General features: G+C 64.0%; 22 protein-coding genes. 5 read left to right on the forward strand and 17 right to left on the reverse strand.

Going from position 1 to position 25,709, the window contains the following annotated elements:
* Nucleotides 1–48: 48 nt before the first annotated feature.
* The 6 genes from ACK1VC_RS09720 to nicC form a co-directional block, all read right to left on the reverse strand.
* Nucleotides 49–1,341, reverse strand: coding sequence for an OprD family porin (locus tag ACK1VC_RS09720; protein ID WP_016487974.1), 1,293 nt, complete (start codon nucleotides 1,339–1,341; stop codon nucleotides 49–51).
* Nucleotides 1,342–1,480: 139 nt separating this feature from the next.
* Nucleotides 1,481–2,794 carry an MFS transporter gene (locus tag ACK1VC_RS09725; protein WP_016487975.1) on the reverse strand — a complete coding sequence of 438 codons (1,314 nt, stop codon included), beginning with the start codon at nucleotides 2,792–2,794 and terminating at the stop codon, nucleotides 1,481–1,483.
* 207 nt (nucleotides 2,795–3,001) lie between these two features.
* A complete protein-coding gene (locus tag ACK1VC_RS09730; protein WP_016487976.1) occupies nucleotides 3,002–3,643 on the reverse strand; it encodes an N-carbamoylsarcosine amidohydrolase in 642 nt (213 codons plus the stop codon).
* A gap of 14 nt (nucleotides 3,644–3,657) precedes the next feature.
* Nucleotides 3,658–4,410, reverse strand: coding sequence for a maleate cis-trans isomerase family protein (locus tag ACK1VC_RS09735; RefSeq protein ID WP_016487977.1), 753 nt, complete (start codon nucleotides 4,408–4,410; stop codon nucleotides 3,658–3,660).
* A gap of 13 nt (nucleotides 4,411–4,423) precedes the next feature.
* Nucleotides 4,424–5,230 (reverse strand): N-formylmaleamate deformylase, encoded by an 807-nt coding sequence (nicD, locus tag ACK1VC_RS09740; RefSeq protein WP_060517150.1) that lies wholly within the window; start codon nucleotides 5,228–5,230, stop codon nucleotides 4,424–4,426.
* The gene (nicC, locus tag ACK1VC_RS09745) at nucleotides 5,227–6,375 is read right to left on the reverse strand and encodes a 6-hydroxynicotinate 3-monooxygenase (RefSeq protein WP_016487979.1); all 1,149 of its coding nucleotides are present in this window, start codon (nucleotides 6,373–6,375) and stop codon (nucleotides 5,227–5,229) included. The genes nicD and nicC overlap by 4 nt, the downstream gene beginning before the upstream one ends.
* A gap of 321 nt (nucleotides 6,376–6,696) precedes the next feature.
* On the opposite strand from nicC, the gene ACK1VC_RS09750 reads away from it, so the two are divergent.
* From ACK1VC_RS09750 to ACK1VC_RS09765, 4 genes are all read left to right on the forward strand, one after another.
* A complete protein-coding gene (locus tag ACK1VC_RS09750) occupies nucleotides 6,697–7,749 on the forward strand; it encodes a 2,5-dihydroxypyridine 5,6-dioxygenase (protein WP_016487980.1) in 1,053 nt (350 codons plus the stop codon).
* A gap of 69 nt (nucleotides 7,750–7,818) precedes the next feature.
* Nucleotides 7,819–8,295 carry a MarR family winged helix-turn-helix transcriptional regulator gene (locus tag ACK1VC_RS09755; protein ID WP_016487981.1) on the forward strand — a complete coding sequence of 159 codons (477 nt, stop codon included), beginning with the start codon at nucleotides 7,819–7,821 and terminating at the stop codon, nucleotides 8,293–8,295.
* 243 nt (nucleotides 8,296–8,538) lie between these two features.
* Nucleotides 8,539–9,012: a (2Fe-2S)-binding protein gene (locus ACK1VC_RS09760; RefSeq protein ID WP_023048615.1), complete on the forward strand. Its 474-nt coding sequence runs from the start codon at nucleotides 8,539–8,541 to the stop codon at nucleotides 9,010–9,012.
* A complete protein-coding gene (locus tag ACK1VC_RS09765; protein ID WP_191086759.1) occupies nucleotides 9,009–12,566 on the forward strand; it encodes a molybdopterin cofactor-binding domain-containing protein in 3,558 nt (1,185 codons plus the stop codon). Before ACK1VC_RS09760 ends, ACK1VC_RS09765 begins: the two co-directional genes overlap by 4 nt.
* A gap of 3 nt (nucleotides 12,567–12,569) precedes the next feature.
* On the opposite strand, the gene ACK1VC_RS09770 is transcribed toward ACK1VC_RS09765, so the two are convergent.
* Both ACK1VC_RS09770 and ACK1VC_RS09775 read right to left on the reverse strand, forming a co-directional pair.
* Nucleotides 12,570–13,208, reverse strand: a complete 639-nt coding sequence (locus ACK1VC_RS09770) for a TetR family transcriptional regulator (RefSeq protein WP_016487984.1) — start codon at nucleotides 13,206–13,208, stop codon at nucleotides 12,570–12,572.
* A gap of 171 nt (nucleotides 13,209–13,379) precedes the next feature.
* Nucleotides 13,380–14,099 (reverse strand): FadR/GntR family transcriptional regulator, encoded by a 720-nt coding sequence (locus ACK1VC_RS09775; protein ID WP_191086760.1) that lies wholly within the window; start codon nucleotides 14,097–14,099, stop codon nucleotides 13,380–13,382.
* A 96-nt stretch (nucleotides 14,100–14,195) separates the two neighbouring features.
* Here ACK1VC_RS09775 and ACK1VC_RS09780 point away from each other — a divergent pair, with 96 nt between their 5' ends.
* On the forward strand, nucleotides 14,196–14,942 hold the full coding sequence (locus ACK1VC_RS09780; protein WP_016487986.1) for a FadR/GntR family transcriptional regulator: 747 nt from the start codon (nucleotides 14,196–14,198) through the stop codon (nucleotides 14,940–14,942).
* Nucleotides 14,943–14,945: 3 nt separating this feature from the next.
* Here the strand turns inward: ACK1VC_RS09780 and ACK1VC_RS09785 are convergent, their stop codons facing one another.
* The 9 genes from ACK1VC_RS09785 to ACK1VC_RS09825 all read right to left on the reverse strand — a co-directional run bounded on the left by ACK1VC_RS09785 (nucleotide 14,946) and on the right by ACK1VC_RS09825 (nucleotide 25,484).
* A complete protein-coding gene (locus ACK1VC_RS09785; RefSeq protein WP_095115595.1) occupies nucleotides 14,946–16,760 on the reverse strand; it encodes a glycosyl hydrolase family 28 protein in 1,815 nt (604 codons plus the stop codon).
* A gap of 63 nt (nucleotides 16,761–16,823) precedes the next feature.
* Nucleotides 16,824–17,192 (reverse strand): 5-carboxymethyl-2-hydroxymuconate Delta-isomerase, encoded by a 369-nt coding sequence (locus ACK1VC_RS09790; protein WP_070086361.1) that lies wholly within the window; start codon nucleotides 17,190–17,192, stop codon nucleotides 16,824–16,826.
* 69 nt (nucleotides 17,193–17,261) lie between these two features.
* The gene (locus ACK1VC_RS09795; protein ID WP_191086761.1) at nucleotides 17,262–18,038 is read right to left on the reverse strand and encodes an ABC transporter ATP-binding protein; all 777 of its coding nucleotides are present in this window, start codon (nucleotides 18,036–18,038) and stop codon (nucleotides 17,262–17,264) included.
* Between the two features lie 10 nt (nucleotides 18,039–18,048).
* Nucleotides 18,049–18,888: an ABC transporter ATP-binding protein gene (locus tag ACK1VC_RS09800; protein WP_031311759.1), complete on the reverse strand. Its 840-nt coding sequence runs from the start codon at nucleotides 18,886–18,888 to the stop codon at nucleotides 18,049–18,051.
* An 11-nt stretch (nucleotides 18,889–18,899) separates the two neighbouring features.
* Nucleotides 18,900–19,817 carry an ABC transporter permease gene (locus ACK1VC_RS09805; RefSeq protein WP_023047280.1) on the reverse strand — a complete coding sequence of 306 codons (918 nt, stop codon included), beginning with the start codon at nucleotides 19,815–19,817 and terminating at the stop codon, nucleotides 18,900–18,902.
* Between the two features lie 62 nt (nucleotides 19,818–19,879).
* Nucleotides 19,880–21,490 carry an ABC transporter substrate-binding protein gene (locus ACK1VC_RS09810; RefSeq protein WP_016487990.1) on the reverse strand — a complete coding sequence of 537 codons (1,611 nt, stop codon included), beginning with the start codon at nucleotides 21,488–21,490 and terminating at the stop codon, nucleotides 19,880–19,882.
* 55 nt (nucleotides 21,491–21,545) lie between these two features.
* Nucleotides 21,546–22,583 (reverse strand): ABC transporter permease, encoded by a 1,038-nt coding sequence (locus tag ACK1VC_RS09815; RefSeq protein ID WP_023047279.1) that lies wholly within the window; start codon nucleotides 22,581–22,583, stop codon nucleotides 21,546–21,548.
* Between the two features lie 66 nt (nucleotides 22,584–22,649).
* Nucleotides 22,650–24,260 carry an ABC transporter substrate-binding protein gene (locus tag ACK1VC_RS09820; protein WP_019472022.1) on the reverse strand — a complete coding sequence of 537 codons (1,611 nt, stop codon included), beginning with the start codon at nucleotides 24,258–24,260 and terminating at the stop codon, nucleotides 22,650–22,652.
* A 69-nt stretch (nucleotides 24,261–24,329) separates the two neighbouring features.
* Nucleotides 24,330–25,484, reverse strand: coding sequence for a mandelate racemase family protein (locus ACK1VC_RS09825; RefSeq protein WP_016487993.1), 1,155 nt, complete (start codon nucleotides 25,482–25,484; stop codon nucleotides 24,330–24,332).
* Nucleotides 25,485–25,709 lie beyond the last annotated feature (225 nt).

Raw genomic sequence — 25,709 nt, forward strand, 5'->3', positions numbered from 1 at the left:
CGCGATACAACGCGGCTCCTGCAAAAGCGCGCAGCTCGGGCAATCACTTCAGAACAGTTTGACTGTGTAACTGAGGATCAACCGGTTCTCGTCGATGTCGGTCCGGTAATTGGAGCGCGCCATCACGTTGCGCACCCGTACCCCAAGGCCGGCCAGCGGCCCACTCTGTACCACGTAGGCCAAGTCCAGATCGCGCTCGCGGTCACGCCCTTCATAGCCCAGCCCGGTGTCTACATCCCGCCCCTTCACATAACGCAGGGTCGACGTCAGGCCCGGAAGCCCCAAGGCGACAAAGTTGTAATCATGCCGCACCTGCCACGAGCGTTCGCCCGGCGCGGAAAACTCATAAGTCGGCAGCGTATTACCCATCGGGTTGGTGTTGGCTCCCACCTGGATAAAACCGTCCTCGCCGCCGATCTGCTGGTAGCCCGCGTAAAAGGTATGCCCGCCGGTCTTGGCCGAGAACAGGCTGAACAACGCATGGTTGTCATAATCGCCGGCGATCTTGCGCCCGTCCTCGCGGGCATCGAAGTAGCCGGCGTTCACCCCCAGCGTCCAGTCCCCGACCGGCTCGGCGTGCTTGAAGCTATAAAACCGCTGCTGGTAGACATCCTCCAACTGCGCCTGCCACAGGCCAACGCTGGTGCGGTTATCGTTGAAGGCATAGTCGGCGCCAACGTAGTTGAAGCGATCACTGGTAAAACGCGCCAGCCGCGCCGGGTTGATCGGGTCGTTGACCAGCGCGTACATCTTCTGGCTGTTGGAGGAGTCGCGCAGGCTGGTGGAGCGGAACTGGCCGGCACTCAGTGTCAACCCGGCAAACTCGCGCGACTCCAGCATCGCGCCCTGGTAGGTGGGCGGCAGCAGACGCAAGTCGCTGAACAGCAGCACAGGCAGGTTGGGCATCAACTCGCCCACCTTCAGCTCGGTTTGCGACACCTTGAACTTGATCGCCGCCCCAAGCCGGCTGTATTCGTCCGCCGACTTGCCGCTGTCCAGGCTGGGCAGCAACCCGGACCTGGCATGCGCCGGGCTGCTGTCGAGCTTGAAACCGAGCAGGCCGATAACATCCACACCGATGCCAACGGTGCCCTGGGTATAACCGGAACTGGCATTGAGGATGAAACCCTGCGCCCATTCCTGAGTACGCGACTGGGTGCTGGCACCCTTGATATCGGCATAGTCGCGGCTGAAGAAGTAATTGCGCGCCTGCAGCGTGGCGCGAGCACCTTCGATAAAACCGGCCTCTTCTGCCGAGGCCTCCGCACACAATGCGGCGGCAATACAACCGCCGGCCAGACGCGCAGACGAAGAAAAACGCGGTGCAGTGAAACCTTGCATGGGGCTACTCCTGGATTCGGGCAACAGCAACCCGGCGCGGCGGCCATGTATGGCCACCCACGTGGGGTTGCAGCGAGAGGGGGGGCGGCAGGCGGGCACCCGGCCCGCCTGCCCTGCCGTTGCTTGAAACGCTGGGCCGCTAGCGGTTGACCAGCTTCGCCGGCAAGGCGATGACCAGGAAGCAGCTGAGGATCAGGCACCCGGCAAATACCCACAGGGCAGCGTGCGAGGTCCCGGTAAGGTCGGTGACCACGCCCATCAGTGAGTTGCTCACCAGGCCCGCGATGTTGGCGACCGAACAGGCCAGGGCAAAGCCGGTGGCGGCTGCAGTACCTTTAAGGAAGGTGGCCGGCAGGCTGAAGAACACCGGCACCGCGCCGATGATCGCTGCCGAGGCAATGGCGAACAGCACCACGGTCATCACCAGGTTCTGGCTGAACAAGGTGCTGCTGGCCATGGCAATTGCACCAATGATGAACGGCACGATGATGTGCCAACGGCGCTCACGGTGGCGGTCGGAGCTGGCCCCGATCATCAGCATGCCGGCCAGGGCGGCCAGGCTCGGAATGGCCGTGAGCAAGCCGATGTGGAAGGTGTCGCTGACGCCCGCATCGCGGATGAAGGTCGGCATCCAGAACCCCATGGCGTAGGCACTGAGCAAAATCGAAAAGTCGATGCCCCCCAGCATCCATACCTTCAGGTTGAAAAAGCCGTCACGGAAGCTGTGCTTGCTGTCCTTGCCCTCGGCATCGTCGGCGGCCAGGTCTGCCGCCAGTTGGGCCTTGTCTTCAGCCGACAGCCACTTGGCCTGCTGGAAGTGGTTGGGCAATGCCCAGAATGTGAGGATGCCCAGCAGCACGCTGGGGATCGCCTCCAGCAAAAACAGCCACTGCCAGCCGTGCAGGCCATGCACCTGGTCGAAATTGCCCATGATCCAGCCAGAAATCGGCCCGCCGATCACGCTCGACAAGGGCAGCCCGATCATGAACAGGGCAATGATGCGCCCGCGCCGGTAGGTGGGGTACCACATGGTCAGGTAGAACAGCACGCCCGGCAGGAAGCCGGCCTCGGCCGCGCCGAGCAGGAAACGCAGGATGTAGAACTGCGTGGTGGTGCTGACGAACATGGTGCAGGCCGACAGCAGGCCCCAGGTGATCATGATGCGGGCGATCCACAGCTTGGCGCCAACGCGCTGCAGGATCAGGTTGCTCGGCACTTCGAAAATGATATAGCCGACGAAGAACAGCCCGGCACCCAGGCCATAGGCCGCTGTGCTGAACTGCAGGTCTTCGAGCATCTGCAGCTTGGCGAAGCCGACATTGATGCGGTCCAGATAAGCTGCGAGGTAGCAGAAGCACAGGAAGGGGATGAGCCTCCAGGTGATCTTGCTGTACAGCGCTTTCGTGCCATGGTCGATGTCACTGTGGACCGTGGTTGCATTCGCAATTGGCATTTCCTGTCTCCTGGCGGGCGACTTTGTGGTTGTTTTAAGGCCAGCAGTGTTCGACGCGCCGGGCACCCCGCGCACTATACGCGGCGTGCCTGGGCAGCGCCTGAAGACCCCGAGTGCTCCTGCGGGGCGACCGCCCGGACAGCAGGCGGTCATGGACGGGCTTCCCGCACCGTTCCTTGATTGTTATGGGTAAGGGCTGCCCGGCACTCAGCCGGCCAGGTGCCTGAGTTGCTGCATGGCGTCCTGCCGGGTGACGACATCGCCGTACTTGCTGTCGATGTCGAACAGGTTGGCTTCATGCGGGTCGTTGTGGCGATCACCGACGCACTCGCGCACCACGATGGTTCGAAACCCGTGCTGCATGGCATCCACCGCACTTGCGCGGATGCAGCCGCTGGTCGAGCAGCCGGCCAGCACCACGGTATCCACGCCTTGAGCATGCAGCAGCGGGGCCAGGCTGGTGGCGAAGAAGGCACTGGCGTACTGCTTGCTCAGCACCACCTCCCCTGCCTGTGGCGCAACGGCCTCGCAGAAAGCCGCCAGCGGGTTGCCTTCGACCATGTCCTTCATCACCGGCGCCTTGCGCACCCACACGCCGCCGTCAGCAAAATGCGGCGGCTGGTAGCGGATGTTGGTATGCACCACCAGGGTACCGCAGTCGCGGGCCAGCGCCAGCAGGCCGGCGGCCTGCTCGACCGCCGCAACCACGCCCGGGGCGTACAGCGGTGCGCCGGGGGTGGTGTAGCCCTGCATGAAGTCGATCATCAGCAGGGCCGGCTTGCGGCCAAAGCCGATGCGCTGGCCCCACACGCCCTGGTAGTTGTCACGTGCGCTTTGTGCGTCGCTCATGTCCGTCCCCAATTTCAGTAGGCGCCCGACAGCAGGGCACCGGCGCCCGGCACGACCGGCTCCAGGTCCAGCGCCTTGAGCATGGCGTAGGTGGTGGCGATGGCAGCGGTCACCACCGGCTTGCCGGTTTGCGCCTCAACCTTGGCCACGGCCGGCAGCGATTGCATCTGCACGCAGGCCGAGAGCACCACCACATCGACGCCCTCAAGGTTCATGCCGGCGACGATGCCTGGCAGGTTGGCCGGGTCGTGGCGGGCCACGGCGAGGTTGTCAGGGATTTCCAGCGCGCGCCAGTCCTGCACCTCGAAGCCTTCCTCGCGGATATAGTTCACCACCAGCTCGGTCAACGGCTTCATGTACGGCGCGACGATGGCAATGCGCTTGGCCTTCATCACATGCAAGGCCTCCACCAGCGCCCCGGCGCTGGTGATCACCGGTGCCAGTGCGTCATTGTCGGCGGTAGCCTGCCGCAAGCGCTTTTCCGATTGGCGGTGATAGCCCAGGCCCATGGCCATGATCGCCACCAGGCACGCGTAGCCCAGCACATCGACCTTGGCGTCGGACAGCTCCACGGCGCAGCGGTCGGACTCGGCGTCCATGGCGGCCAGCTCTTCCTTCTTCACCTGCTTCATGCGCATGCGGCTGGAATGGAAGGTGAAGCGCTCGGGGCGGATCGCCTGGCGGGCATTGAGCATCGCCGGGATTTCGGTTTCCATCGTGGTGTTCGAGCTCGGCACGATCTGGCCGATGCGGTATAGCTTGGTCATGTCTCGTGCTCCGTCAGACGAGGGGTTGGTCGAGGAAGTCGCCAAAGGCGGCAAAGAAACCGTCCAGGTCATCCCAAGGGATCATGTGGCCGGCGTTGTCCACGCGCGCGACCTGGATATCCGGCTTGAGCTCGCGAATTTCGGCGATGTCACGGGGCTCGATCACCCCGCCCCGCCCGGCCACCATCAGCAATGCCGGCTGGCGCACTGCGGGCAAGTACTGGTGGATATCCACGTCGTGGAAATCATCGAAGGCCCGCACGATCGCTGGCTCGTAACAGGTGTGCAGCCATTCGGCGCGCAGCGCCAGCTGCTCGTCGCTCCAGGTAGCGCAGAAGGCGCGCATGTCGTCGCCGTTCATGCCCACAGTGGCCTGGCGGATCGAATCCACATACCACGGCAGCTTGCTCGGGTAGGCACGCCGGCCCGGCCCGGACACTGGCGGGTCTACCAGCACCAGCCGCTGCAGCCCCGGTGCTCCCTGGGCCGCCGCGCGAATGGCAAAGCGCGCGCCCATCGAGTGCCCGACCAGGTGGTAACTGTCCAGGCCCAGCGCTGCGGCAAAAGCCGGAATGTCCGCAGCACAGGCGTCGGTGCCGTAGTCCAGTTCGGGGCCGCTTGAAGACAAGCCGCGCCCGCGCACATCCAGCACGTAGGTGTCGAAGTACAACCCAAGGCGCTGGGCGACGAAGCCCCAGGTAATCGCCGGGCTGGTGATGCCCGGCACCAGGATCAACGCGTGGCCCTTGCCGCCATAGCGCAGGTAGTGCTGGCGGATGCCATTGGCGCTGACGTTACCGCCAGCGACGAAGGTGCTCATGCTGCCTCCCCGCTTTTCAGCGCCTGCCCGTACAGGTCGTAACCGTAGACCCAGGCCGGGTCTTCCTGGCTGTAGAGGAAGGTGTTGGCGTTCGACACCGCCTGCACCTGCGATGCCCGCTCCTTGCGGTTGGCCTCATAAAGCGCAAACGCCGTGCGGTGGTCGGACAGCCCGGTCTCTTGCAGGCAACGGGTCAGCATGGCCGCGTCCTCGATGGCCATGCACGCCCCCTGGGCCATGTGTGGCTTCATCGGGTGGCAGGCATCGCCCAGCAACACCAGGCGGCCACGGCTCCACAACGGCAACGGGTTGCGGTTGCGCAGCGGCCACTTGGTAATCGACTCGGTAGCGTCGATCAGCTTCTGCACGGTTGGGTGGTAGCCTTCGAAGGCCGCGCGCATTTCTTCCTGGCTGCTGTCGACGAACGCACCCTGGAAGTCCCACGCCTCATGTGGCACACCGGTGACGAAGTAGTACTCGTCGCGTTTGCCGGTGGTGTAATAGACCATCATGTGGCGGTCCTCGGACCACCATTTGACGCAAGGCTCGAACACATCGGCATGTTGCGCCAGGTTCACGCCACGGATCAGCGCCCGGTGCGCCACCCAGCCGCTGTAGATCGGCGCTTCAGCCCCCAGCAGCTCTTCACGGATCTTCGAGTGAATGCCGTCGGCCCCAATGACGATGTCGGCCACGGTGTGGGTACCGTCAGCAAAGGTCAGGCGTACCTGGTCGCCTTCGTCGACAATCGTTTCCAGGCGCTTGCCGAAGTGCACGGTGCCCGGCTTGATTGCCTCGATCTGCAGGGCATGCAGGTCGCCACGGTGGATGGTGATATAGGCAGCGCCGTACTCGCGCCGGGCAAACTCGCCCAGCGGGATACGCGCCAGGTAATCACCGCTGTTGCCATCGCGGCTGAACCAGAAGTCCGGGTGTGAGCCCATCAGCTCCAGCTTCTGCTCCAGCCCCATGCGGCGGAAGATCTTCATCACATTAGGGCCGATATGAATGCCTGCCCCAAGGCGGGTGAACGCCGGCGCCTGCTCGAACACTTCGACATCGAACCCGGCCTGCTGCAGCAACGTGGCGGCGGCTGCCCCACCCAGACCTGCACCGACGATTGCGATTTTCTGCCTACCCCGCATGGGTATGTCTCCTCTTGTTCTGATGTGTGGCCAGCGGTTCGACCGCCTGACGATTTAGAGCGTATACGCTACAAATCACTTTTGGAAAGAGGCCTGTGAAAATATTTTTAAAGCAGCCAGGCGAAAGTACATTCGGCGCCTTGTTACCGGAAATATTGAGCACTGTGTGGATAGGTAACGTTGTGACAGATAACTTGCGCTTGCTGACCGGATGCGCTTACATCTGCAAAAGTAGGGTGTACACACTGTTGTTTTGCACCGAGATGACGCACCTGGCACTGCCATGGTGCACCCCTGTCAACGTCACCCAGGAGAACCCCGATGCCGGTGAGCAATGCACAACTGACCCAGATGTTCGAGCACGTACTGAAGCTGTCTCGTGTGGATGAAACGCAGAGCGTGGCCGTGCTCAAGAGCCACTACTCAGACCCGCGCACGGTCAACGCCGCCATGGAAGCCGCCCAGCGCTTGAAGGCCAAGGTGTATGCCGTAGAGTTGCCAGCGTTCAACCACCCCACCGCCATGGGCAACGACATGACGGCCTACTGTGGCGATACCGCGCTGACCGGCAACCTGGCGGCGCAGCGGGCGCTGGAAGCGGCCGACCTGGTCGTCGACACCATGATGCTGCTGCACTCGCCCGAGCAGGAGCAGATCCTCAAGACTGGCACGCGCATCCTGCTGGCCGTAGAGCCACCCGAGGTGCTGGCACGCATGCTGCCAACCGAAGCCGACAAACACCGGGTGCTGGCCGCCGAAACCCTGCTAAAGCAGGCCCGTAGCATGCATGTGCGGTCCAAGGCTGGCAGCGACTTTCACGCCCCGCTCGGCCAGTACCCGGCCGTGACCGAGTACGGCTATGCTGACGAACCGGGGCGCTGGGATCACTGGCCCAGCGGCTTCCTGTTCACCTGGCCCAACGAGGACAGCGCCGAGGGCACGCTGGTGCTGGACGTGGGCGACATCATCCTGCCATTCAAGAACTACTGCCGCGAGCGCATCACCCTGGAGATCGAAAAAGGCTTTATCACCGGTATCCACGGCGGCTTCGAGGCCGAATACCTGCGCGAATACATGAGGTACTTCAACGACCCCGAGGTATACGGCATCTCACACATCGGCTGGGGCCTGCAGCCGCGCGCGCAGTGGACGGCCATGGGCCTGCACGACCGCAACGACGGCATGTGCATGGACGCCCGTGCGTTCTACGGCAACTTCCTGTTCTCCACCGGCCCCAATACCGAGGTCGGCGGCAAGCGCAAGACCCCATGCCACCTGGATATCCCGCTGCGCAACTGCGATATCTATCTGGATGACAAGGCCGTGGTGCTGGCCGGCGACGTGGTCGCACCAGAGGAGTCGCGGGCACGATAGTGGTTATACTGGCCGGGCGCTCCGCTATTGGCGGCCGGCCAGCACCTTTCCACCAGCCCAAGCCATCCTATGCCAAAGAAAACCACACCCAGCAGCGCCCCGCTCGACACCACCCCCTATGACGTCACCGAACAGGTCGGCCATTTGCTCCGCAAGGCCTACCAACGGCACACGGCGATCTTCCAGCAGCAGGCCTGCGACCCGCAGCTTACCTCGATCCAGTTCGTCACCCTGTGCGCCCTGCGTGACCACGGCCCCAGCTCCCAGGCCGAACTGATCAAGGCCACCGCAGTGGACCAGGCCACCATCCGCGGCATCGTCGAGCGCCTGAAAACCCGCGAACTGGTGCAGCTGTCGCCAGACCCGGGCGACCGGCGCAAGGTCATTGTCGAACTCACCGACAGCGGCGCGGCCTTGCTCGACGCAATGATCCCCTGCGCCCGGCAGATCAGCGAATTGAGCATGGGCAGCCTGAATGCCGGCGAACGCGTGGCCATTTTGTACCTGCTGCGCAAGATGATCGACAGCGACGAGAACCTGGGCTGAAATTGGTTGTAACTGCCGCGCTTGCCGTCACAGATACGCAGCCTTCGAAATCGAGCGCCACCCGCGCGGCGCTCGATTTCCCAGGCGCCGATGATCTTCCGCCATACCCCCCATCACAGCGCTCTGCAAATTCCTCTCTGGCCTGCTTCTTGCTCACTCATTTCATGTAGTGAGTACTTACCGAAAATCTCGCGCCATGTGAGTCCTTTGGTAGCGCAAGCAACCTCCAGAGATGAGCCAACAATGCAAACAACCATCTCCCTGCGGATCAACGGCCAGCCTGTCGAAGTCAGCGCCATGCCCGACACCCCGCTGCTGCTGATCCTGCGCAACGACCTGTGCCTGAATGGGCCCAAATATGGCTGCGGCCTGGGTGAATGCGGGGCGTGCACGGTGATCATCGACGGCGTGGCCGCGCGCTCGTGCGTCATCCCCCTGGCCGGTGCTGCGGGCCGCGATATCACCACCCTCGAAGGGCTGGGCAGCAAGGCCGCCCCACACCCGGTGCAACAGGCGTTTATCGACGAACAGGCCGCCCAGTGTGGCTACTGCATGAACGGCATGATCATGACCGCCAAGGCCCTGCTCGACCGCATTCCCGCCCCCAGCGACGAACAGATTCGCAACGAACTGTCCGGCAACCTGTGCCGCTGCGGCACCCACGTCGAAATCCTGCGCGCCGTGCGCCGCGCCGCCGACCCCCGGAGGAAAGCATGAACCACTCACAACAGGTGCCCAGCCGCGACCAGTTGCTGGCCAAGACGGGTGTGTTGCTGATCGTCGACCAGATCACCCCTCCCTCGGGCCCCGTGGCCAAGGGTGTTACCCCTGTGGTCAAGGCGCGCGAGCTGGCGTTGTTTATCGCTGTCAGCGACGACGGCATGGTCTACGCCTTCAACGGCCACGTCGACCTGGGCACTGGCATCCGTACCTCGCTGGCGCAAATCGTCGCCGAGGAGCTGGACCTGCGCATGGACCAGGTGCACATGGTGCTGGGCGACACCGAGCGGGCCCCCAACCAGGGCGCGACCATTGCCAGCGCCACCCTGCAGATTTCTGCCGTGCCACTGCGCAAGGCGGCCGCCACGGCGCGGCGCTTTCTGTTGCAACAGGCCGCGCAACGGCTTGGCTGCGCGGCCGAAGCGCTGCGCATTGAAAACGGCGCAGTCATTGCCAGCAACGGCAGCACCCTGAGCTTTGCCGAACTGGTGCAAGGCGAAAACCACCAGTTGCCCATTGCCGACGATGCCCCGCTAAAAGCCATCGAGGACTACCGCCTGGTCGGGCGTAGCACCGCACGGGTAGACATCCCCGGCAAGGCCACCGGCGAGCTGACCTATGTGCATGACATGCGCCTGCCCGGCATGCTTCACGGCCGGGTGATCCGCCCGCCCTACGCCGGCCACGACAGTGGCGACTTTGTCGGCAACAGCCTGCTGGCGGTGGATGAATCGTCCATCGCCCATTTGCCCGGCGTGGTGGCCGTGGTCGTCATCCGCGACTTTGTCGGCGTGGTGGCCGAGCGCGAAGAGCAAGCGATCCGCGCAGCCCAGGCGCTGAAAATCAGCTGGAAGCCATTCACAGGCAAACTGCCCGACCTCAGCGATGTCGCCCAGGCCATCCGCGACAACCCGCGCGTACAACGTACCGTGCTGGACCAGGGCGATGTTGACGGTGGCCTCGCCAATGCCAGCCAGCGCCTGAGCCGCAGCTACCTATGGCCGTACCAGTTGCACGCATCGATCGGCCCGTCGTGCGCGCTGGCCGATTTCACCGACGGGCCGATCCGCGTGTGGTCCGGCACGCAGAACCCGCACCTGCTGCGCGCCGACCTGGCCTGGCTGCTGGCGTGCGACGAAGCCCGCATCGAGATCATTCGCATGGAGGCCGCCGGTTGCTATGGTCGCAACTGCGCCGATGACGTGTGCGCCGATGCGGTGCTGCTGTCGCGGGCGGTACAGCGCCCGGTGCGGGTGCAGCTGACCCGCGAGCAGGAGCACGTGTGGGAGCCCAAGGGCACTGCGCAGTTGATGGAAATCGACGGCGGCCTGAACGCCGATGGCAGCGTGGCCGCCTATGACTTCCAGACCAGCTACCCGTCCAATGGCGCCCCCACCCTGGCCCTGCTGCTGACCGGCGCCGTGGAGCCGGTGCCGGCCCTGTTCGAAATGGGCGACCGCACCTCGATCCCGCCTTATGACTACGAACACATGCGCGTCACCATAAACGACATGACGCCACTGGTACGTGCCTCGTGGATGCGTGGCGTGTCGGCCATGCCCAACAGCTTCGCCCACGAGTCGTACATCGATGAGCTGGCCTTTGCCGCTGGCGTCGACCCGGTCGAATACCGCCTCAGGCACCTGTCCGACCCGCGCGCCATCGACCTGGTCAAGGCCACCGCCGAACGCGCCGAATGGCAGCCGCATACCCGCCCCATGCAGGCGCAGGCCGAAGGTGACGTGCTGCGCGGCAGGGGCTTTGCCTACGCGCGCTATATCCATAGCAAGTTCCCAGGGTTTGGCGCGGCCTGGGCGGCATGGGTGGCCGATGTCGCAGTGGACCGGCGCACCGGTGAAGTGGCCGTCACCCGCGTGGTGATCGGCCACGATGCCGGGATGATGGTCAACCCTGAAGGCGTGCGCCATCAGATCCACGGCAACGTCATCCAGTCCACCAGCCGGGTGCTCAAGGAGCAGGTCAGCTTCGAAGAGTCGACCGTGGCCAGCAAGGAATGGGGCGGCTACCCGATCCTGACCTTCCCCGAACTGCCGGCCATCGACGTGATGATGCTGCCCCGCCAGCACGAGCCGCCAATGGGCAGTGGCGAGTCGGCCTCGGTACCCAGCGCGGCGGCCATCGCCAACGCCATTTTTGACGCCACCGGCATTCGCTTTCGCGAGCTGCCGATCACGGCAGAACGGGTGCGTGCCGCCCTCGATGGCCAACGTCAGGGCCCTGATGCACCAGCGCAGCCCACGCCCAAACGTTCAAAGTGGTGGTTCGGCTCGCTGGCCGGGGTATTCGGCGCTGCATTGGGTGTGCTCGCCACCGCCTTGCCCTGGCGCGCCGAAATCGCCCCGGTAACCCCGCCAGGCGCTGGCAGCTGGAGCGCCGCGATGCTCGAGCGCGGGCGCCAGGTGGCCGCGGCCGGTGACTGCGCCGTGTGCCATACGGTCAACGGTGGCAACGTCAATGCAGGTGGGCTGGCGATGGAAACGCCGTTCGGCACCCTGTACAGCACCAACATCACGCCCGACCCGCAAACCGGCATCGGCCGCTGGTCGTTCGGCGCCTTCGAGCGGGCCATGCGCGAAGGTATCAGCCGCGACGGTCGGCACCTGTACCCGGCCTTTCCCTACACCTCGTTTCGCAACATCAACGATGCCGACATGCAGGCGCTGTATGCCTACCTGATGTCGCAGACCCCGGTACGCCAGGAAGCACCCGCCAACCAGATGCGCTTCCCGTTCAACCAGCGGCCGCTCATGGCCGGCTGGAATGCGCTGTTTCTGCAACGCGGCGAATACCAGCCCGACCCGCAGCGCAGTGCGCAGTGGAACCGCGGCGCTTACCTGGTCGACGGCCTGGGCCACTGCACAGCCTGCCACTCGCCGCGCAACCTGATGGGGGCGGAAAAAGGCGGCAGCAGCTACCTGGCCGGCGGCATGGTCGATGGCTGGGAAGCCCCGGCCCTGAATGCGCTGGGCAAATCATCCACGCCGTGGAGCGAAGACGAGCTGTTCAGCTACCTGAGCACCGGCTTCTCCGAAAAGCACGGTGTGGCGGCCGGCCCCATGGGCCCGGTGGTCAGCGAACTGGCCACCCTGCCAAAGCGTGACGTGCGTGCCATTGCCCACTACCTCGGCTCACTCGACGGCGAGCCGCAGGCAGTGGCCACCAAGGCCGCGCCCCAAGTGGACACGCAGGTGTCGCTGAGCAACGGCGAGCGGGTATTCAAAGGCGCGTGCATGGCCTGCCACAGCGATGGGCTGGGGCCGAAGCTGTTTGGCGTCAGCCCCTCGATGGCGGTCAACAGCAACGTCCACAGCGCTCTGCCGGACAACCTGCTGCGCGTGGTGCTGCACGGCATTGCCACCCCGGCCACCCGTGACCTGGGCTACATGCCCGGCTTCAAGGACAGCCTGTCGGACCGCCAGGTCGCCGACCTGGCAGCTTATCTGCGCCAGCGCTTCGCTGCCGACAAGCCGGCCTGGCAAGGGCTGGCGGCCAAGGCCGCGCAGGTGCGCGCCAACCCCGGCAGCCACTGAGCGTCAGCGGCGCAGGCCGCGCAGGGCAAGGTCGCTGATAAACACCAGCCAGTCGGCCTTGGCCTGTTTGTCGGCCAGGTCCACGGCCAGAAACGAGCTGAGGGTATGGCGGTTGGAATTATAGAAATAGCAGAGCGAGGCAATCATCAGGTAGGCGTGGGTGATGTCGATGTCGTCGCGGAACAGGCCCTTGGCCTGGCCTGCTTCAATGATCGGCCGCAGCACGCCCACCGCTTCGCCGGACAGCGCCTTGAGGTTCTGCGACTTGCGCGCGTGCTGGCCCTGATGCAGGTTTTCGGTGGCGAGAATGGTGACGAATTCGGGGTGCCGCACGTAGTAGTCCCAGATGAACGCCACCAGCTCACGCAGGGCCTGTTCCGGGTCGCCGAGATCGATGCGCAGCTTGGCTTCGGCCTGGTTGAAGCTGGCATAGATGTGCTCCAGCACGCTGATGAACAGCTTTTCCTTGCTGCCGAAGTAGTAATAGATCATCCGGTCGTTGGACTTGGCCAGTGTGGAGATCTGCTCGATGCGCCCACCGGTGAAGCCTTCCTTGCTGAAGACCTTCACCGCAGCCTTGAGAATGTTGTCCCGGGTGCGGTCGGCCTGTTGGGCGCGAACACCGGTTTTGCGAGTTTGCATGTCGATCCCTGAGGGGGCTGGCCAGATACCCAACACTGCCACAGACGTTGGGCCATTGCGCGGCTTTTTCGGCTGGGCTGACACGATAAACGCGGGGGAGCTGAACATGCGACAGGGCACGGCAACGGGCCAGGGCCGGGGATACGGTGTGGCTGTGCACCGTGCTGCCACCTACGGCTCGGCACCCCGTTCGTCTTGGGTGATGCTTCGCTGGGCGCGTGTCAGGCAGTTGACCAGGTGCAGCCGCATGGCAGCACGGGCAGCACCGGCATCCTTGCGGGTGGCCGCGGCATGCACTTGCTCGCGCTCCAGCGCCTCCAGTGCCCGCTGCTGGGCATCGCACGCGGGCATGGCCTGCTGCGCCACCGCCAACAAGGTATGCCCAAGGTGGGTCATGGTGTCGATGAAAAAACTGTTGCCCGTGCATTGGGCTATGCGCAGGTGAAACTCGAAGTCGGTTCGCATGCAGGGCGCTGACTGCGTATCAACAGCCTCATCCAGCGCCGCCCGCATGGCAGCCAGTTGCCCTGCGGTAGCACGCTGGGCAGCAATGGCAGCCGCCTCGACCTCCAGGCAAAGCCGCAGCTCGATGATCGCCACCTCGTTGTAAGCATCGCCCATTCCAGGGCTGGTACTCTGGAAGTCACCTGCCGGGATGGCGTCTACAACGAAGGTACCGATACCACGACGGGTTTCGACCAGGCCTTCGGCCTGCAACCGAGAAATGGCTTCACGCACCACGGTACGGCTTACGCCTCGCGCTTTGGTCACAGCTTCTTCAGTGGGCAATTTGCTACCCGCTGGCAATTCACCCGAGCGAATCTGCTGCGACAGGTCATGCACCAGTTGCTGGGCGAGATTCAGGCGTTTTTCCGGGGTGGCGGATGCCATTGTGTGAACCCTTGATAAGCGGAAGACCCCGGAGTATACCCGCAGCCTGGTGCCAAAACGCACTATACTGGCCGCTGTTCAGACGCGAGCACAGCAATGCCAGACCACACCGCCAGCCCCTCTCAACCGCCCCGCCGCCTGGCCGAAGCGCTGGTCGAACGCTTCGCCGAGCGCATGCGCGAAGGCACACTCAAGCGTGGCGACAAGCTGCCCACCGAAGCCACGCTAATCGCAACCGAAGGTGTCAGCCGCTCGGTGATACGCGAGGCTTTATCACGCATGCAGGCCGCGGGCCTGGTCGAGACTCGCCATGGTGTCGGCACCTTCGTGCTGGACATGCCGGCACCGGAGAGCTTCAACGTGGGGCCGGCAACCATCAGCCTGCTGTCCGATGTGCTCGATCTGCTGGAATACCGCCTGAGCCTTGAAGTGCAAGCCGCCGGCATGGCCGCAGAACGGGCCACGCCGCAAGCGCTGGAAGAACTGCATCAAGCACTTGAAGCCTTGATGCAGGGCCCGGAAAAATCCGGCAGCACCACCAACGCTGATTTCCAGTTCCACCTGAAAATTGCCAAGGCCGCAGGCAACCAGTACCTGATCGATATCATGAAGCATCTGGGCACCAAGATGATCCCCCGCACGCGCATGAACTCTGCCTACACCGGCCAGAGCAACCGCAGCACCTACCTGGCCGGTATCAACGCCGAACATCAGCAGATCTACGATGCCATCGCCAGCCGCCAGGTTGATGCGGCGCGCGCTGCCATGTACCTGCACCTGAGCAACAGCCGTACGCGCCTGCGTGAGGCGCAACGGCTACAGGCTTTTTACAGCGAGGCCTGAAAGCTAAGGCGCAGGCTCCACATCCGTGAAGGCCAGCCCTTGGCTGCCCTGTACCTGCCAAGGGTTGGCGCCCCCGGTGTGGGTGAAGCGAAGCCCGACGAAGCGCGAATCTTTCAGGCCATCGATCTTGACCGGGGCCGGCCCGCTGAAACGTACACGCTCGAACACCAGCCCCTGATGCCAGGCGTCATGGCTGCTATCGCCCTTCACCTCGATGGCAGCGGTGCTGGCGTTTTCCACGCTCACATCGCTGACCGTGATGTCACGAAACTGCCCCGCCACCGTCGAGCGCTTGTAGTCGAGCTTGGCATTCGGGTCGTTGTAATCCAGGGTGAAGATGAAGGCCTGTTTTGCGGTATTGCGAATGGCTGAATCACGGAAGGTCACGTGGCGTGCGCCACCGCCCATGAAGTTGGTGCTTTTCATGCGCAAGCCGGTATCTGTGCCGTCCGAAACGTTGTCTTCGGCCAGGATGTTCTGGATCCAGGCGCCGGTGTGGCTGCCCGCCACGATCATTCCATGGCCTTTGCGGAAATAGTTGTTGAAGATCCAGGCATCTTCCTGCGGCTTTTGGTGGACCGCACCCGCACCAGTGCCAGCGGCGAAGTTGACGCAGTCGTCACCGGTGTCGAAGAAGTTGTTGAACACCAGCGCGCCGCGGCTGTTGGCAAACTCGATACCGTCGCCGTTGTTGGCGTCGTAGGTACGGTGCGTGGTGTTGGCCAGCACCACATTCTGCGTTTCCAGGTTCATGATGCCGTGATAGGCCGGGTTGACCACCGTGAAGCCTCCATAGAACACGTTTTCCACATTGCGCAGGGTAATCAGCGACGAGCGCATCTGGCCGTACGCGTCCTTGACATTCATGCCCTCGGCAACCGCCCGCTCTACTTGCGCCTTGGCCAGCACGCCGTCGTGCATGTAGCGGGTGTTGTCGCTGGGCAGGTAGAAGGGCAAGGCTCGCCCGCGCTCGTCGAGCACATCCGGGTTACGCTTCCAGCCATTGCCGTCGATCGTGCCCTTGCCAACGATGCGGATGTTCTCGAAGGCCTGATGCGCTTGCGGGTCGCGCGGCAACGCGTTGATCAGCGAGGCCGGGCGCACGGTGGTGGAATACGGGTACTGGATATAGCCTTCGCGCGGGTAGTCCTCGGCACGCTCGGAGCCCAGCAGGGTAGCGCCCTCGGCGATTTCCAGGGTCATGTTGCTCTTGAGGTAGAGCGCCCCGCTCCTGTACGTGCCGGCAGGCAGCAGCACCTTGCAGTCCTTGCTGCAAGCGTCGATGGCACGCTGGATGGCGGCCGTGTCGAGCGCCTTGCCATCGCCCTTGGCACCGTAGCGCTGCACATTGAACAGTGCCGGTACGGCCGTGGTTCGCTGCACAACCACGGGGCTATCAGCAGACTCCTTGCCTTTGCTATCGACCGAGCGCACGGTGAAGCGATACTCGGTATCGGGCGCAAGCCCCTGGGCGGTGAAGCTGTGAATGGCGATGCGGTGATGGAAGTTCTGCGTGTCCTGCTGGTAGAAGTGGTCGATGTAAGGCTTGGCCGGTGAGACCTGGTCATTGTTGGCGTTGCTGCCACCGAGCAGCTTGCCATTGGCATAGACATGGTAATCGACGATCTCGGCGTGGTCGGCCGGCTTCTCCCAGACCAGGATGATCTGTTGCTCATCGTAGGCCAGCGTCGGCACCAGGAGTTTGGCGGGCGCGTCCAGCGCCAAGAGCGGCAGGCTGCAGCCCATGGCCAGGGCACTCAGCAGTGCACGCGCCAGTGGGTGTTTGCGTGCAGCGACAGCAGGGTGTGCATACGGCATGGTTTTTATCTTCCTTGTTTTTGCCATTGATAACGCCACGCTTGCGCGGCCGAACCGCGTGGCTCAGGCCGTCAACGCGGCTTGCTCGAGGTACTGGCTGCGGTTGACGAAGGTCTCCCGGGTCATTTCCCTCACATCCATTGATAGCGCCTCGACCTCGGGCAGCAGGCCGACCAGCGCCGCCACCCCCGCCGAGGCGAGGCTGCGCCGCTGCTCGGCGCTGCGCCCGGCGAACAGGTACAGTGCAACATGCACGAAATCACCCTGCCCGGCGCCGCAGCGGTAATGGCTGAAGGTGTTCAGCCGCGCCTTGATGTCGCCGGGCTTGAACAGCCCGCTGGCATCGATGGCGTCGTGCACGGCGGCCAGCAGCGTCTGCTCGCCAACCCGCTCAGCCAAGCTGGCCGGGCAATCGATAATGCAATGAGGCATGGTGGATTCCTTGATCGGCAGCCCTGTGCGCCCTGCCCCGCAGGCTCAGGCGCAAGGCTTGGGAGGGGTTCAGGCTGAGGCGGCGCGCGGCGATTCGGCGCTGAAGTCGCGGCTGGCCTGGACCAGCATGCGGGTGTAGTCATGACGGGCGAGGTCCTGGCTCAACGCTTGGCTGTCGAGGCGCTCGACGATGCGCCCTTGCTGCATCACCGCGACCTTGTCGCACAGGTGGCTGACCACCCCCAGGTCGTGGGTCACCATCAGGTAGGTGAGCTTCTCGCGCTGGCGCAGGTCTGCCAGCAGGTTGAGGATTTCCGCCTGCACCGAGACATCCAGCGCCGAGGTCGGCTCATCCAGCAGTAACACACGCGGCTCGAGGATCAGCGCGCGGGCAATCGCCACACGCTGGCGCTGCCCGCCTGACAACTGGTGCGGATAGCGGTAGCGGAAGCTGTCATTGAGGCCGACCTTGACCAGGATGTCGTTGATCCGGTCGTCGCGATCAGCCATGCCGTGAATGGTCAGCGGCTCGCGCAAGGCTGTGTCGATGGTGTGCCGCGGGTGCAACGAGCCGTAGGGGTCCTGGAAGACCATCTGCACCTTGCGAAAATGCTCCTTGGGCAGCTTGTGCTGCAACGCACCGCCGGCAATGCTCAGCGCCCCGCTCCAGCGCCGGTACTGGCCGGCCAGGCAGCGCAGCACGGTGGTCTTGCCGGAGCCCGACTCGCCGACCAGGCCGAACGACTCGCCGTCCTCGACGGTCAGGTCGACGTCGTGCAGCACCTGGTTGAGTGTGGCGCCAACGCCGAAGCTCAGGTTCAGTGATTGTGCTTGGATCATGGACATGTCAGTTACCTCAGCAGGTGAGCCAGAGCGGGTCGCGTTGCAGCACCGGCAAGCGCGGGCGGCGGTTGTCCATGCTCGGCAAGGCCGCCAGCAGGCCACGGGTATACGGGTGTTCGGCATATTGCAGGTCGCACGCGGCGAGCGACTCGACCACCCGCCCGGCGTACATCACCAACACCCGGTCACAGTAGTTGCGCACCAGGTTGAGGTCGTGGCTGACGAAGATCAGCCCCATCTGCTGCTCGACCACCAGCGCTTCGAGCACGTTGAGCACCTGCTGGCGCACCGACACGTCGAGTGCCGAGGTCGGCTCGTCGGCGATGATCACCTCCGGGTTGGTGATGACCATCATGGCGATCATGATGCGCTGGCCCATGCCGCCGCTGACTTCATGCGGGTACAGGTTGTAGACGCGTTTCGGGTCGCGGATATGGACCTTTTCCAGCATCAGCATGACCCGCTCGCGTGCCTCGCTGCGGCTGGCCTTGTGGTGCGCCAGGTACGCCTCGGCGATCTGGTCGCCAACCTTGACCACCGGGTTGAGCGAGTACTTGGGGTCTTGCATGATCATCGAGATGCGCTGGCCACGGATCTTCTGCATGGCCTTTTCGCTGGCGCTGAGCAGGTCGACATCGCCGAACTGCAGGGCCTTGGCGGTGATCTGCGTGCTGCCGGGGTGCAGCTTGAGCAAGCTGCGCCCGACCGTCGACTTGCCCGAGCCGGACTCGCCGACGATGGCCAGTTTTTCCCGGCCAAGGGTGAACGACACATCGCGCACCGCGTGCATTTCTTTCTTGCCGTTGACGAAGCGTACGTTGAGCGCTTCGACGTTGAGTTTGAGCGACGACATAAAGCCTCCAGTTACTCGCTACGCGGGTCGAGAATGTCCCGCAGGCCATCGCCCAGCAGGTTGAACGCCAGGCTCACCAGCATGATCGCCGCACCCGGTACCGCCACCAGCCACCAACATTCGAGCATGTAGCGTCGACCGGTGGAGATCATCGCGCCCCACTCCGGCAGCGGCGCCTGTGCGCCAAGGCCGAGGAAGCCCAGCGCCGCGGCGGTGAGGATGATCCCGGCCATGTTCATGGTCAGGCGGATGATCACCGACGACAGGCACATCGGCACAATGTGACGCAGGATGATGCGCGTCGACGAGGCGCCCTGCAGCTCGACCGCGACAACGAAGTCGGCCTTGCGCAGCGACAGGGTTTCAGCCCTTGCCAGCCGTGCGATCGGTGGCCACGAGGTCAGCGCGATAGCGACCACGGCATGCTCCAGGCCAGGGCCAAGGGCAGCGATGAACGCCAGTGCCAGGACCAGGCTGGGGAACGAGATGAAGATGTCGGTGATGCGCATGAACACCGTGTCGACGATGCCGCCGTAGTAGCCCGACACAGTGCCGATGAACAGCCCGATCGGTCCGACGATAACGGTCACCAGGGTAATGATGTAGAGGGTGATGCGTGAGCCGTAGACCAACCGGCTGAAGATGTCGCGGCCGTATTCGTCGGTGCCGAACCAGTGCGCGGCACCGGGAGCCTGCAGGGCATTGGCGAGGTTCTGCACCACCGGGTCATGGGTGGCGATCCACGGGGCAAAGGTGGCGACCACGATCAGTAGCACGGCCACCAGCAGCCCGGCCAGGGTCATGGGGTTGCGCAACAGGTGGCGCAGCACCCGCAGGCTGCTTTTGTAAAAGGCGTCGAGGCTGGAAGCCGGCGTGGTGTCGGCCTGCGGCTTGGCGCTTGCTTGGGTAGAAGACATGTTGGCAATCATCGGCATGTTCTCGGTGTGAAATCATGGCCGCCCGGAGCGCCCGCTGGCGCCCCCGGACAGGTTCAGCGTTGCTTGTAGACGCCCAGGTAACGGGTCGCCTCGGCGTCATCGCCGGTAAAGCCCTTGACGTCCACCGCGCTCACCGCGGTGTCGGTCATCTGCGAGAGCATCATGATCGGCCCGACCTGCTGGTCGTAGCGCTGCTGGGCCTGGTGGTACAGGCTCACGCGCTTGGCGGCGTCACGCTCGACGCCCGCCTGGTCGATCAGCGCATTGAGCTGTTGATCGAAGAACGACGCGCGCCAGCCCTGGAAGTTCGGCAGGCCCGCACTGTCGCTGTTGTCCGGGTTGTAGACAAAGGTGCGCAGGCTGAAGTACGGGTGCGGGTAGCGCTCGGCACCGCGCGCGACGATCATCTCGAAGTTGCGCGCGCGCATCGCGCCATACACCTGGTTGCCGGTGCCGGTGACGATGCTGGCCTTGATCCCGCCTTCGGCGAGCGTCGACTGCATGCGCGCGGCGATGTCGATGAACGGCGGCTCGGACAAGGTCCGGATGGTGGTGGTGAAGCCTTGCGGGTAGCCGGCTTCGGCCAGCAACGCCTTGGCCTTGGCGACATCCATCTTGTAGCCTGGGTCCGGCAGGCGGGCGTCGAGGCCAAGCTGCATCGGCTGCTGGTTGAGCATGCCGTAGTGCGGCATGACTTGCTCGTCGATGCCTTTGTAGTCGATCAGGTTGCGCACTGCTTCGCGGACTTTCTGGTTGGCGAATTCGGGCTGCTTCATGCTCATCGCCACGTAGTACATAGTGCCGCGCTGCAGCGGTTGCACCTGCAGCTTGGGCGAGCGCTCGATGGCCTTGATGTCTGGCGCGGCCATGCCGTAGACCAGGTCGAGGTCACCGCGCTCGAGCATCAGCCTGAGTGATTGCGACTCGGTCATGTGCCGCACCAGCACCCGCTTCATTTTTGCAGGGCCCGCCCAGTAGCCGTCGAAGCGGGTCATCACCAAGGCGTCGTTGGCGCTCCACTTGGTCAGGGTGAACGGGCCGCTGCCGGCCTCGTTGGTGACTAGCCAGGCGGCGCCCAGGTCGCCGTCCTTCTCGTGCTTCAAGGCTTCCTGGCGGTCGACGATGACCGCGCTGGGCGAGATTGCCAGCGAGTCGATCAGCAGCAGCGGGTCGGCGGGCTGTGGCAGCTCGACCACCAGGGTGTGCGGGTCAGTGGCGCGGATCAGCCCCTGAATGTTGTCGACGCTGTAGCCGTAGGCCTTCCAGGTGGTGGCCAGGCCGAAGTTGAGTTTCATCACGCGGTACAGCGACCAGGCCACGTCTTCGGCGGTGAGCGGGTTGCCGGAATGGAACTTGACGTCGCTGCGCAGGTGGAAGGTGACTTGCTTGCCGTCTTCGCTGATCTCCCAGCGTTCGGCCAACTGTGGCAGGTGTTTTTCCGGGTTGCCCTGGTCGCGCTTGACCAGCGTGTCATACAGGTTGGCGTTGACCCCGGAGGCATCCAGGCCCGGGGCGTTGGCCGGGTCGATGGAAAACAGGTTGACCATGCTCATGCCGACGATCAACTGGTCGGCGGGGGTCTTGGCCTGCACGGCGGCCATCGGCCCCAGTGCCAGCATCGCACCCAGCAGGCTCAGGCGCAGGATCGGAAGTACAGTTTTCATGTGGCTGTCCTTGTTTTTATAGTCATGCACTGTGTTCGCGCTGGCCGCGCGGGGCTTAACGGGTCCTTGGGTCGAACACCTTGTACAGGGCGTCGCTGATCAGGTTCAGGGCGACGAAGATCAGCCCGATCACCAGCACACAGCCCATCACCGCGTTCATGTCACCGAGCATCAGGCTGCTGGTCAGGTACTGACCAAAACCGGGCCAGGCAAACACCGTTTCGATCAGTACCGCGCCTTCGAGCAGCGAGCCGTAGGCCAAAGCGACCACCGTCAGCAGCTGCACGAGGATGTTGCGAAACGCATGGCCCCAGACCACCTGGCGGCGCGACAGGCCCTTGACCCGGGCGGTGATGATGTATTCCTGGGACAGCTGTTCGAGCATGAAGCTGCGGGTCATGCGGCTGATGTAGGCGACCGAGTTGAGGCCCAGGATCAGCCCCGGCAGGACGATGTGCCGCAGCGCGCTGGTGAAGGCTTCCCAATCGCCGGCCAAGGCCGTGTCGATCAGCAGCAGGCCGGTGATGTCCGGCACCATGCCGTCGTAGGCGAGGTCGATGCGCCCTGCCCCGCCGGCCCAGCCGAGCCAGGCGTAGAACACCAGCAGCCCCATCATGCCGACCCAGAAGATCGGCGTGGAGTAACCGAACAGGGTGATCACCCGTGCCACATGGTCGCCAAGGCGGCCCTGGTTACTGGCCGCGACCACGCCCAGTGGCAAGCCGATGACGATGCCGAAGAGGATCGCCAGGGTGGCCAACTCGATGGTCGCCGGGAACACCCGCTTTATGTCGTCCAGCACCGGGTGGCCGGTCAGCAGGGCGTTGCCGAAATCACCGTGGAGCAGGTCGTTGAGGTACAGCCCGAACTGCACCCAGATCGGCTGGTCCAGGCCCATCGCCCGGTACACCTGGTCGTAGGTAGAGCTGTCGGCGTCCGGACCGACCACGGCCAGCACCGGGTCCAGCGGCATCACCCGGCCAATGAAGAAGGTCAGCGCCAACAGACCGAGCAGGGTCACCAGGACCGTGCTGGCCCGGCGGGCAGTGCCAGACACGCGCGTGCCCAGCACAGAGGCAGTCGAAACTAACATAACAGGCTCCTGAAAATGCGTTCAGCCAACACCGAGGCGTTCGGGGCGCGCACGCCCCGCTCCCGCTCATCGCGACTTGTAGACGTCTTTGTAGCGGGTGGTGGCCGCACTGTGGGTCTGGTAATCCTGAACATCGTGGTAGACCACCACGGTGTCGGTCATCTGCGACACCGGCAGGATCGCCCCGACCTGCGCATCCAGGGTCTTCTGGATCTGCTGGTACTGGGCCAGTTGCCTGGTCTTGTCAGGCTCGACTTCGGCCTGCTCGATCAGCGCGTTCAACTCGGGGCTGTAGAACGACGTGCGCCAGCCCTGGAAGTTGCTCAGCTTGGCTTCGTCGCGGTTGTCCGGGTTGTACACCAGGGTCCGCAGGCTCGAATGCGGATGACGCTCGGCCCCGCCACCGCCGCGGCCGACCAGGATGTCGAAGCTGCGTTCGCGCATGGCGCCGTAGATCTGGTTGCCGGTGCCGGTGACGATGGTCGCCTGGATGCCGGCCTGAGCCAGGGTCGCCTGCAGGCTGGAGGCGATGTTGATGAATGGCGGCTCAGTGAGCACGCGGATGGTGGTTTTGAAGCCATTCGGGTAACCGGCTTCGGTCAGCAGTTTTTTCGCCTCGGCGACGTTCAGGGTGTAGCCCGGATCGTCCAGCCGTGCCGGCAGGCCGAGCGGCAATGGGCGCTGGTTGAGCTGGCCGTAGTGCGGCATGACGGTCTGGTTGATGCCTTGATAGTCGATCAGCGAACGCACCGCGCGGCGCACACGGGCGTCATCGTAGGGCTTGTTCTTGACGCTCAGGGCAACGTAGTAGAGGGTCCCGCGCTGCACGGTCTGGGTGCGCACCTTGTCGGACTTCTCCAGGGCTTCGATGTCGGGTGCGGACATGCCCTTGGCCAGGTCCAGGTCACCGCGCTCGACCATCAGGCGCAGCGACTGCGACTCAGTCATGTTGCGCATGACGATGCGCTTGAGCTTGGCCGGGCCACCCCAGTAACCGTCGTAGCGGCTCATCAGGATCACATCGTTGGCGCGCCAGTCATTGAGGATGAACGGGCCGCTTCCGGCGGCGTGTGTAGTCAGCCAGGCGCCGCCCATGTCGTCGCCCTTCTGGTGTTGCTGAACCACTTTGCGGTCGAGGATGAAGGCACTGGGCGAGGTCGCCAGGGTGTTGAGCACCAACATCGGGTCGGTTGGCCGCGGCAGCTCGAGGACAAAGGTGTGCTCGTCGGCGGCGCGCAGGTACTGGGCGGCGTTGCCGGCGGTGAAGCCGTAAGCCTTCCATGTCGAGGCCAGGGCCAGATTGAGCTTGAGCACGCGCTGCAACGACCAGGCGACGTCTTCGGCAGTCAGCGGGTTGCCCGACTGGAAGGTCACGCCGGGGCGCAGCGTGAAGGTCAGGGTCTTGCGGTCGTCGCTAACCTGCCAGCTTTGCGCCAGAGCCGGTACCAGTTGGTCCGGCTGCTTGACGTCCTGCACCAGCAGCATGTCGTAGAGGTTGGCATTGACCTCGGAGACATCCAGGCCGGTGGCGGCGGCCGGGTCGAGCGACAGCAGGTTGATCATGCTCATGCCGACGATCAACTGGTCGGCGGGGGTCTTGGCGAAAGCGGCAGGTACCGACGTCATCGCCAGCGATGCGGCCAGGACCCCCGCCCAGAATTTGGGGAGAACGCTCATGTGAGATAGCCTTTTTATAGTTATTGGACTCTCGGGCGGCACGCACCAAGGCGTGCCGCCATGCACGAATCAGAAGCTCTGCAGCGTGTTGGTCTCGACGTAGTCGAAGTCGATCTCCTCCCCCAGGCCAGGCAGGTCGGAGAGGTGCACGAAGCCGTCTTCATCCATCGGGTCGACCAGGCGCTTGAGGTAGGCCGGTACTTCGTCATAGTTGAGGAACGGGTGCAGCAGGCCGCGCTCGTACCAGGTGCAGTTCTTGATCGCGCCGACCACCGCCAGGTTGGCCGCGCCGTTGCCGTGGATCTCGCAATCCATGCCAAACGCTTCGGCCATGTGCGCGACCTTCAGGCATGGGGCGATACCGCCGACCCCGGCAACGCCGGCGCGCAGGATGTCACAGACATCGTTCTTGACCCAACTGGCGCGGCTCAGGTGTTTGCCACCGAGGCTTTCCGGGCCCAGCACGGGGATGTCCAACTGGGCGGCCAGCCACGCGTAGGACTCGGCCGAGTCTTCCATCATCGGCTCTTCGAACCAGGCGAAATTCAGCTTCTCCAGCGCACGGCCGACGGTCAGCGCTTCGGTGCGGCTGTACCAGTGATAGCCGTCGATCATCAGCGCGATGTCGGGGCCGACCGCTTCACGTACGGCGGCGCAGGCCTTGATGTCCATGCTCACGCTCGGGGCGAACGACACCGGCGGCATCCAGGTGTGCAGCTTGATCGCCTTGTAGCCGCGCTTGACCAGGGTCTCGGCGAAGCGGCCGTATTCTTCAGGGGTCGACAGGCCGCCCGGCAGCTCGTCACCGCACATGGTCGAACCGTAAGCCGGGACCTTGTCGCGGTAGCCACCGATGAGCTTGTGCACCGGCACCTTGAGCTTGCGCCCGGCCCAGTCCCACAGGGCCTGTTCGACCAGTGCCAGGGCGCGGTCGGTGAGCTGGCTTGCGCTGCCGCGTTGCCAGTGCGCCAGGTCGTGCCAGATTTTTTCGCGGTCGAAGGCATTGGCGCCGACCAGCACCTTGCGCACGAAGCCATCCAGCACGTACGGGCGGATCAGCTCGGGAGCGCCGAAGGCGAAGCCTTCGTTGCCGCACTCAGTCTTGATTCGCAGCAAGGCCATCTTGGCCTGGGTCACGTCGCCCGGATGGGCATGGCCGGCGCTGTCTACAGCGCGGCGCGTGGGGTAGGAAAACACCTGGACGTTTACAGCAGTAATGATCATGGACGTCTGAGCCTTCTTATTGGATTTGTGGCGGGTGAGTCACGCTCTGGGGGCAATCCTACGTCATCATACAACATTTGAAAAGCACCACTTCAAACCGACGAAATAGTCGTGAATAGCCTGCTAAACCCCACCATGTGACCCCCATCACAAAGCACAACAAAAGCCATAACTACTGATTTAGAGCCTTCGATCAAGGTGATCAGACAACATTTCAATATTTCG

The organism is Pseudomonas sp. XP2 (assembly GCF_053557975.1).

Excerpts from the sequence above, each read along its gene's own strand:
- ACK1VC_RS09720 (WP_016487974.1), bottom strand. The coding sequence starts at position 1,341 with ATGCAAGGTTTCACTGCACCGCGTTTTTCTTCGTCTGCGCGTCTGGCC.
- ACK1VC_RS09725 (WP_016487975.1), bottom strand. The coding sequence starts at position 2,794 with ATGCCAATTGCGAATGCAACCACGGTCCACAGTGACATCGACCATGGC.
- ACK1VC_RS09730 (WP_016487976.1), bottom strand. The coding sequence starts at position 3,643 with ATGAGCGACGCACAAAGCGCACGTGACAACTACCAGGGCGTGTGGGGC.
- ACK1VC_RS09735 (WP_016487977.1), bottom strand. The coding sequence starts at position 4,410 with ATGACCAAGCTATACCGCATCGGCCAGATCGTGCCGAGCTCGAACACC.
- nicD (WP_060517150.1), bottom strand. The coding sequence starts at position 5,230 with ATGAGCACCTTCGTCGCTGGCGGTAACGTCAGCGCCAATGGCATCCGC.
- nicC (WP_016487979.1), bottom strand. The coding sequence starts at position 6,375 with ATGCGGGGTAGGCAGAAAATCGCAATCGTCGGTGCAGGTCTGGGTGGG.
- ACK1VC_RS09750 (WP_016487980.1), top strand. The coding sequence starts at position 6,697 with ATGCCGGTGAGCAATGCACAACTGACCCAGATGTTCGAGCACGTACTG.
- ACK1VC_RS09755 (WP_016487981.1), top strand. The coding sequence starts at position 7,819 with ATGCCAAAGAAAACCACACCCAGCAGCGCCCCGCTCGACACCACCCCC.
- ACK1VC_RS09760 (WP_023048615.1), top strand. The coding sequence starts at position 8,539 with ATGCAAACAACCATCTCCCTGCGGATCAACGGCCAGCCTGTCGAAGTC.
- ACK1VC_RS09765 (WP_191086759.1), top strand. The coding sequence starts at position 9,009 with ATGAACCACTCACAACAGGTGCCCAGCCGCGACCAGTTGCTGGCCAAG.
- ACK1VC_RS09770 (WP_016487984.1), bottom strand. The coding sequence starts at position 13,208 with ATGCAAACTCGCAAAACCGGTGTTCGCGCCCAACAGGCCGACCGCACC.
- ACK1VC_RS09775 (WP_191086760.1), bottom strand. The coding sequence starts at position 14,099 with ATGGCATCCGCCACCCCGGAAAAACGCCTGAATCTCGCCCAGCAACTG.
- ACK1VC_RS09780 (WP_016487986.1), top strand. The coding sequence starts at position 14,196 with ATGCCAGACCACACCGCCAGCCCCTCTCAACCGCCCCGCCGCCTGGCC.
- ACK1VC_RS09785 (WP_095115595.1), bottom strand. The coding sequence starts at position 16,760 with ATGCCGTATGCACACCCTGCTGTCGCTGCACGCAAACACCCACTGGCG.
- ACK1VC_RS09790 (WP_070086361.1), bottom strand. The coding sequence starts at position 17,192 with ATGCCTCATTGCATTATCGATTGCCCGGCCAGCTTGGCTGAGCGGGTT.
- ACK1VC_RS09795 (WP_191086761.1), bottom strand. The coding sequence starts at position 18,038 with ATGTCCATGATCCAAGCACAATCACTGAACCTGAGCTTCGGCGTTGGC.
- ACK1VC_RS09800 (WP_031311759.1), bottom strand. The coding sequence starts at position 18,888 with ATGTCGTCGCTCAAACTCAACGTCGAAGCGCTCAACGTACGCTTCGTC.
- ACK1VC_RS09805 (WP_023047280.1), bottom strand. The coding sequence starts at position 19,817 with ATGATTGCCAACATGTCTTCTACCCAAGCAAGCGCCAAGCCGCAGGCC.
- ACK1VC_RS09810 (WP_016487990.1), bottom strand. The coding sequence starts at position 21,490 with ATGAAAACTGTACTTCCGATCCTGCGCCTGAGCCTGCTGGGTGCGATG.
- ACK1VC_RS09815 (WP_023047279.1), bottom strand. The coding sequence starts at position 22,583 with ATGTTAGTTTCGACTGCCTCTGTGCTGGGCACGCGCGTGTCTGGCACT.
- ACK1VC_RS09820 (WP_019472022.1), bottom strand. The coding sequence starts at position 24,260 with ATGAGCGTTCTCCCCAAATTCTGGGCGGGGGTCCTGGCCGCATCGCTG.
- ACK1VC_RS09825 (WP_016487993.1), bottom strand. The coding sequence starts at position 25,484 with ATGATCATTACTGCTGTAAACGTCCAGGTGTTTTCCTACCCCACGCGC.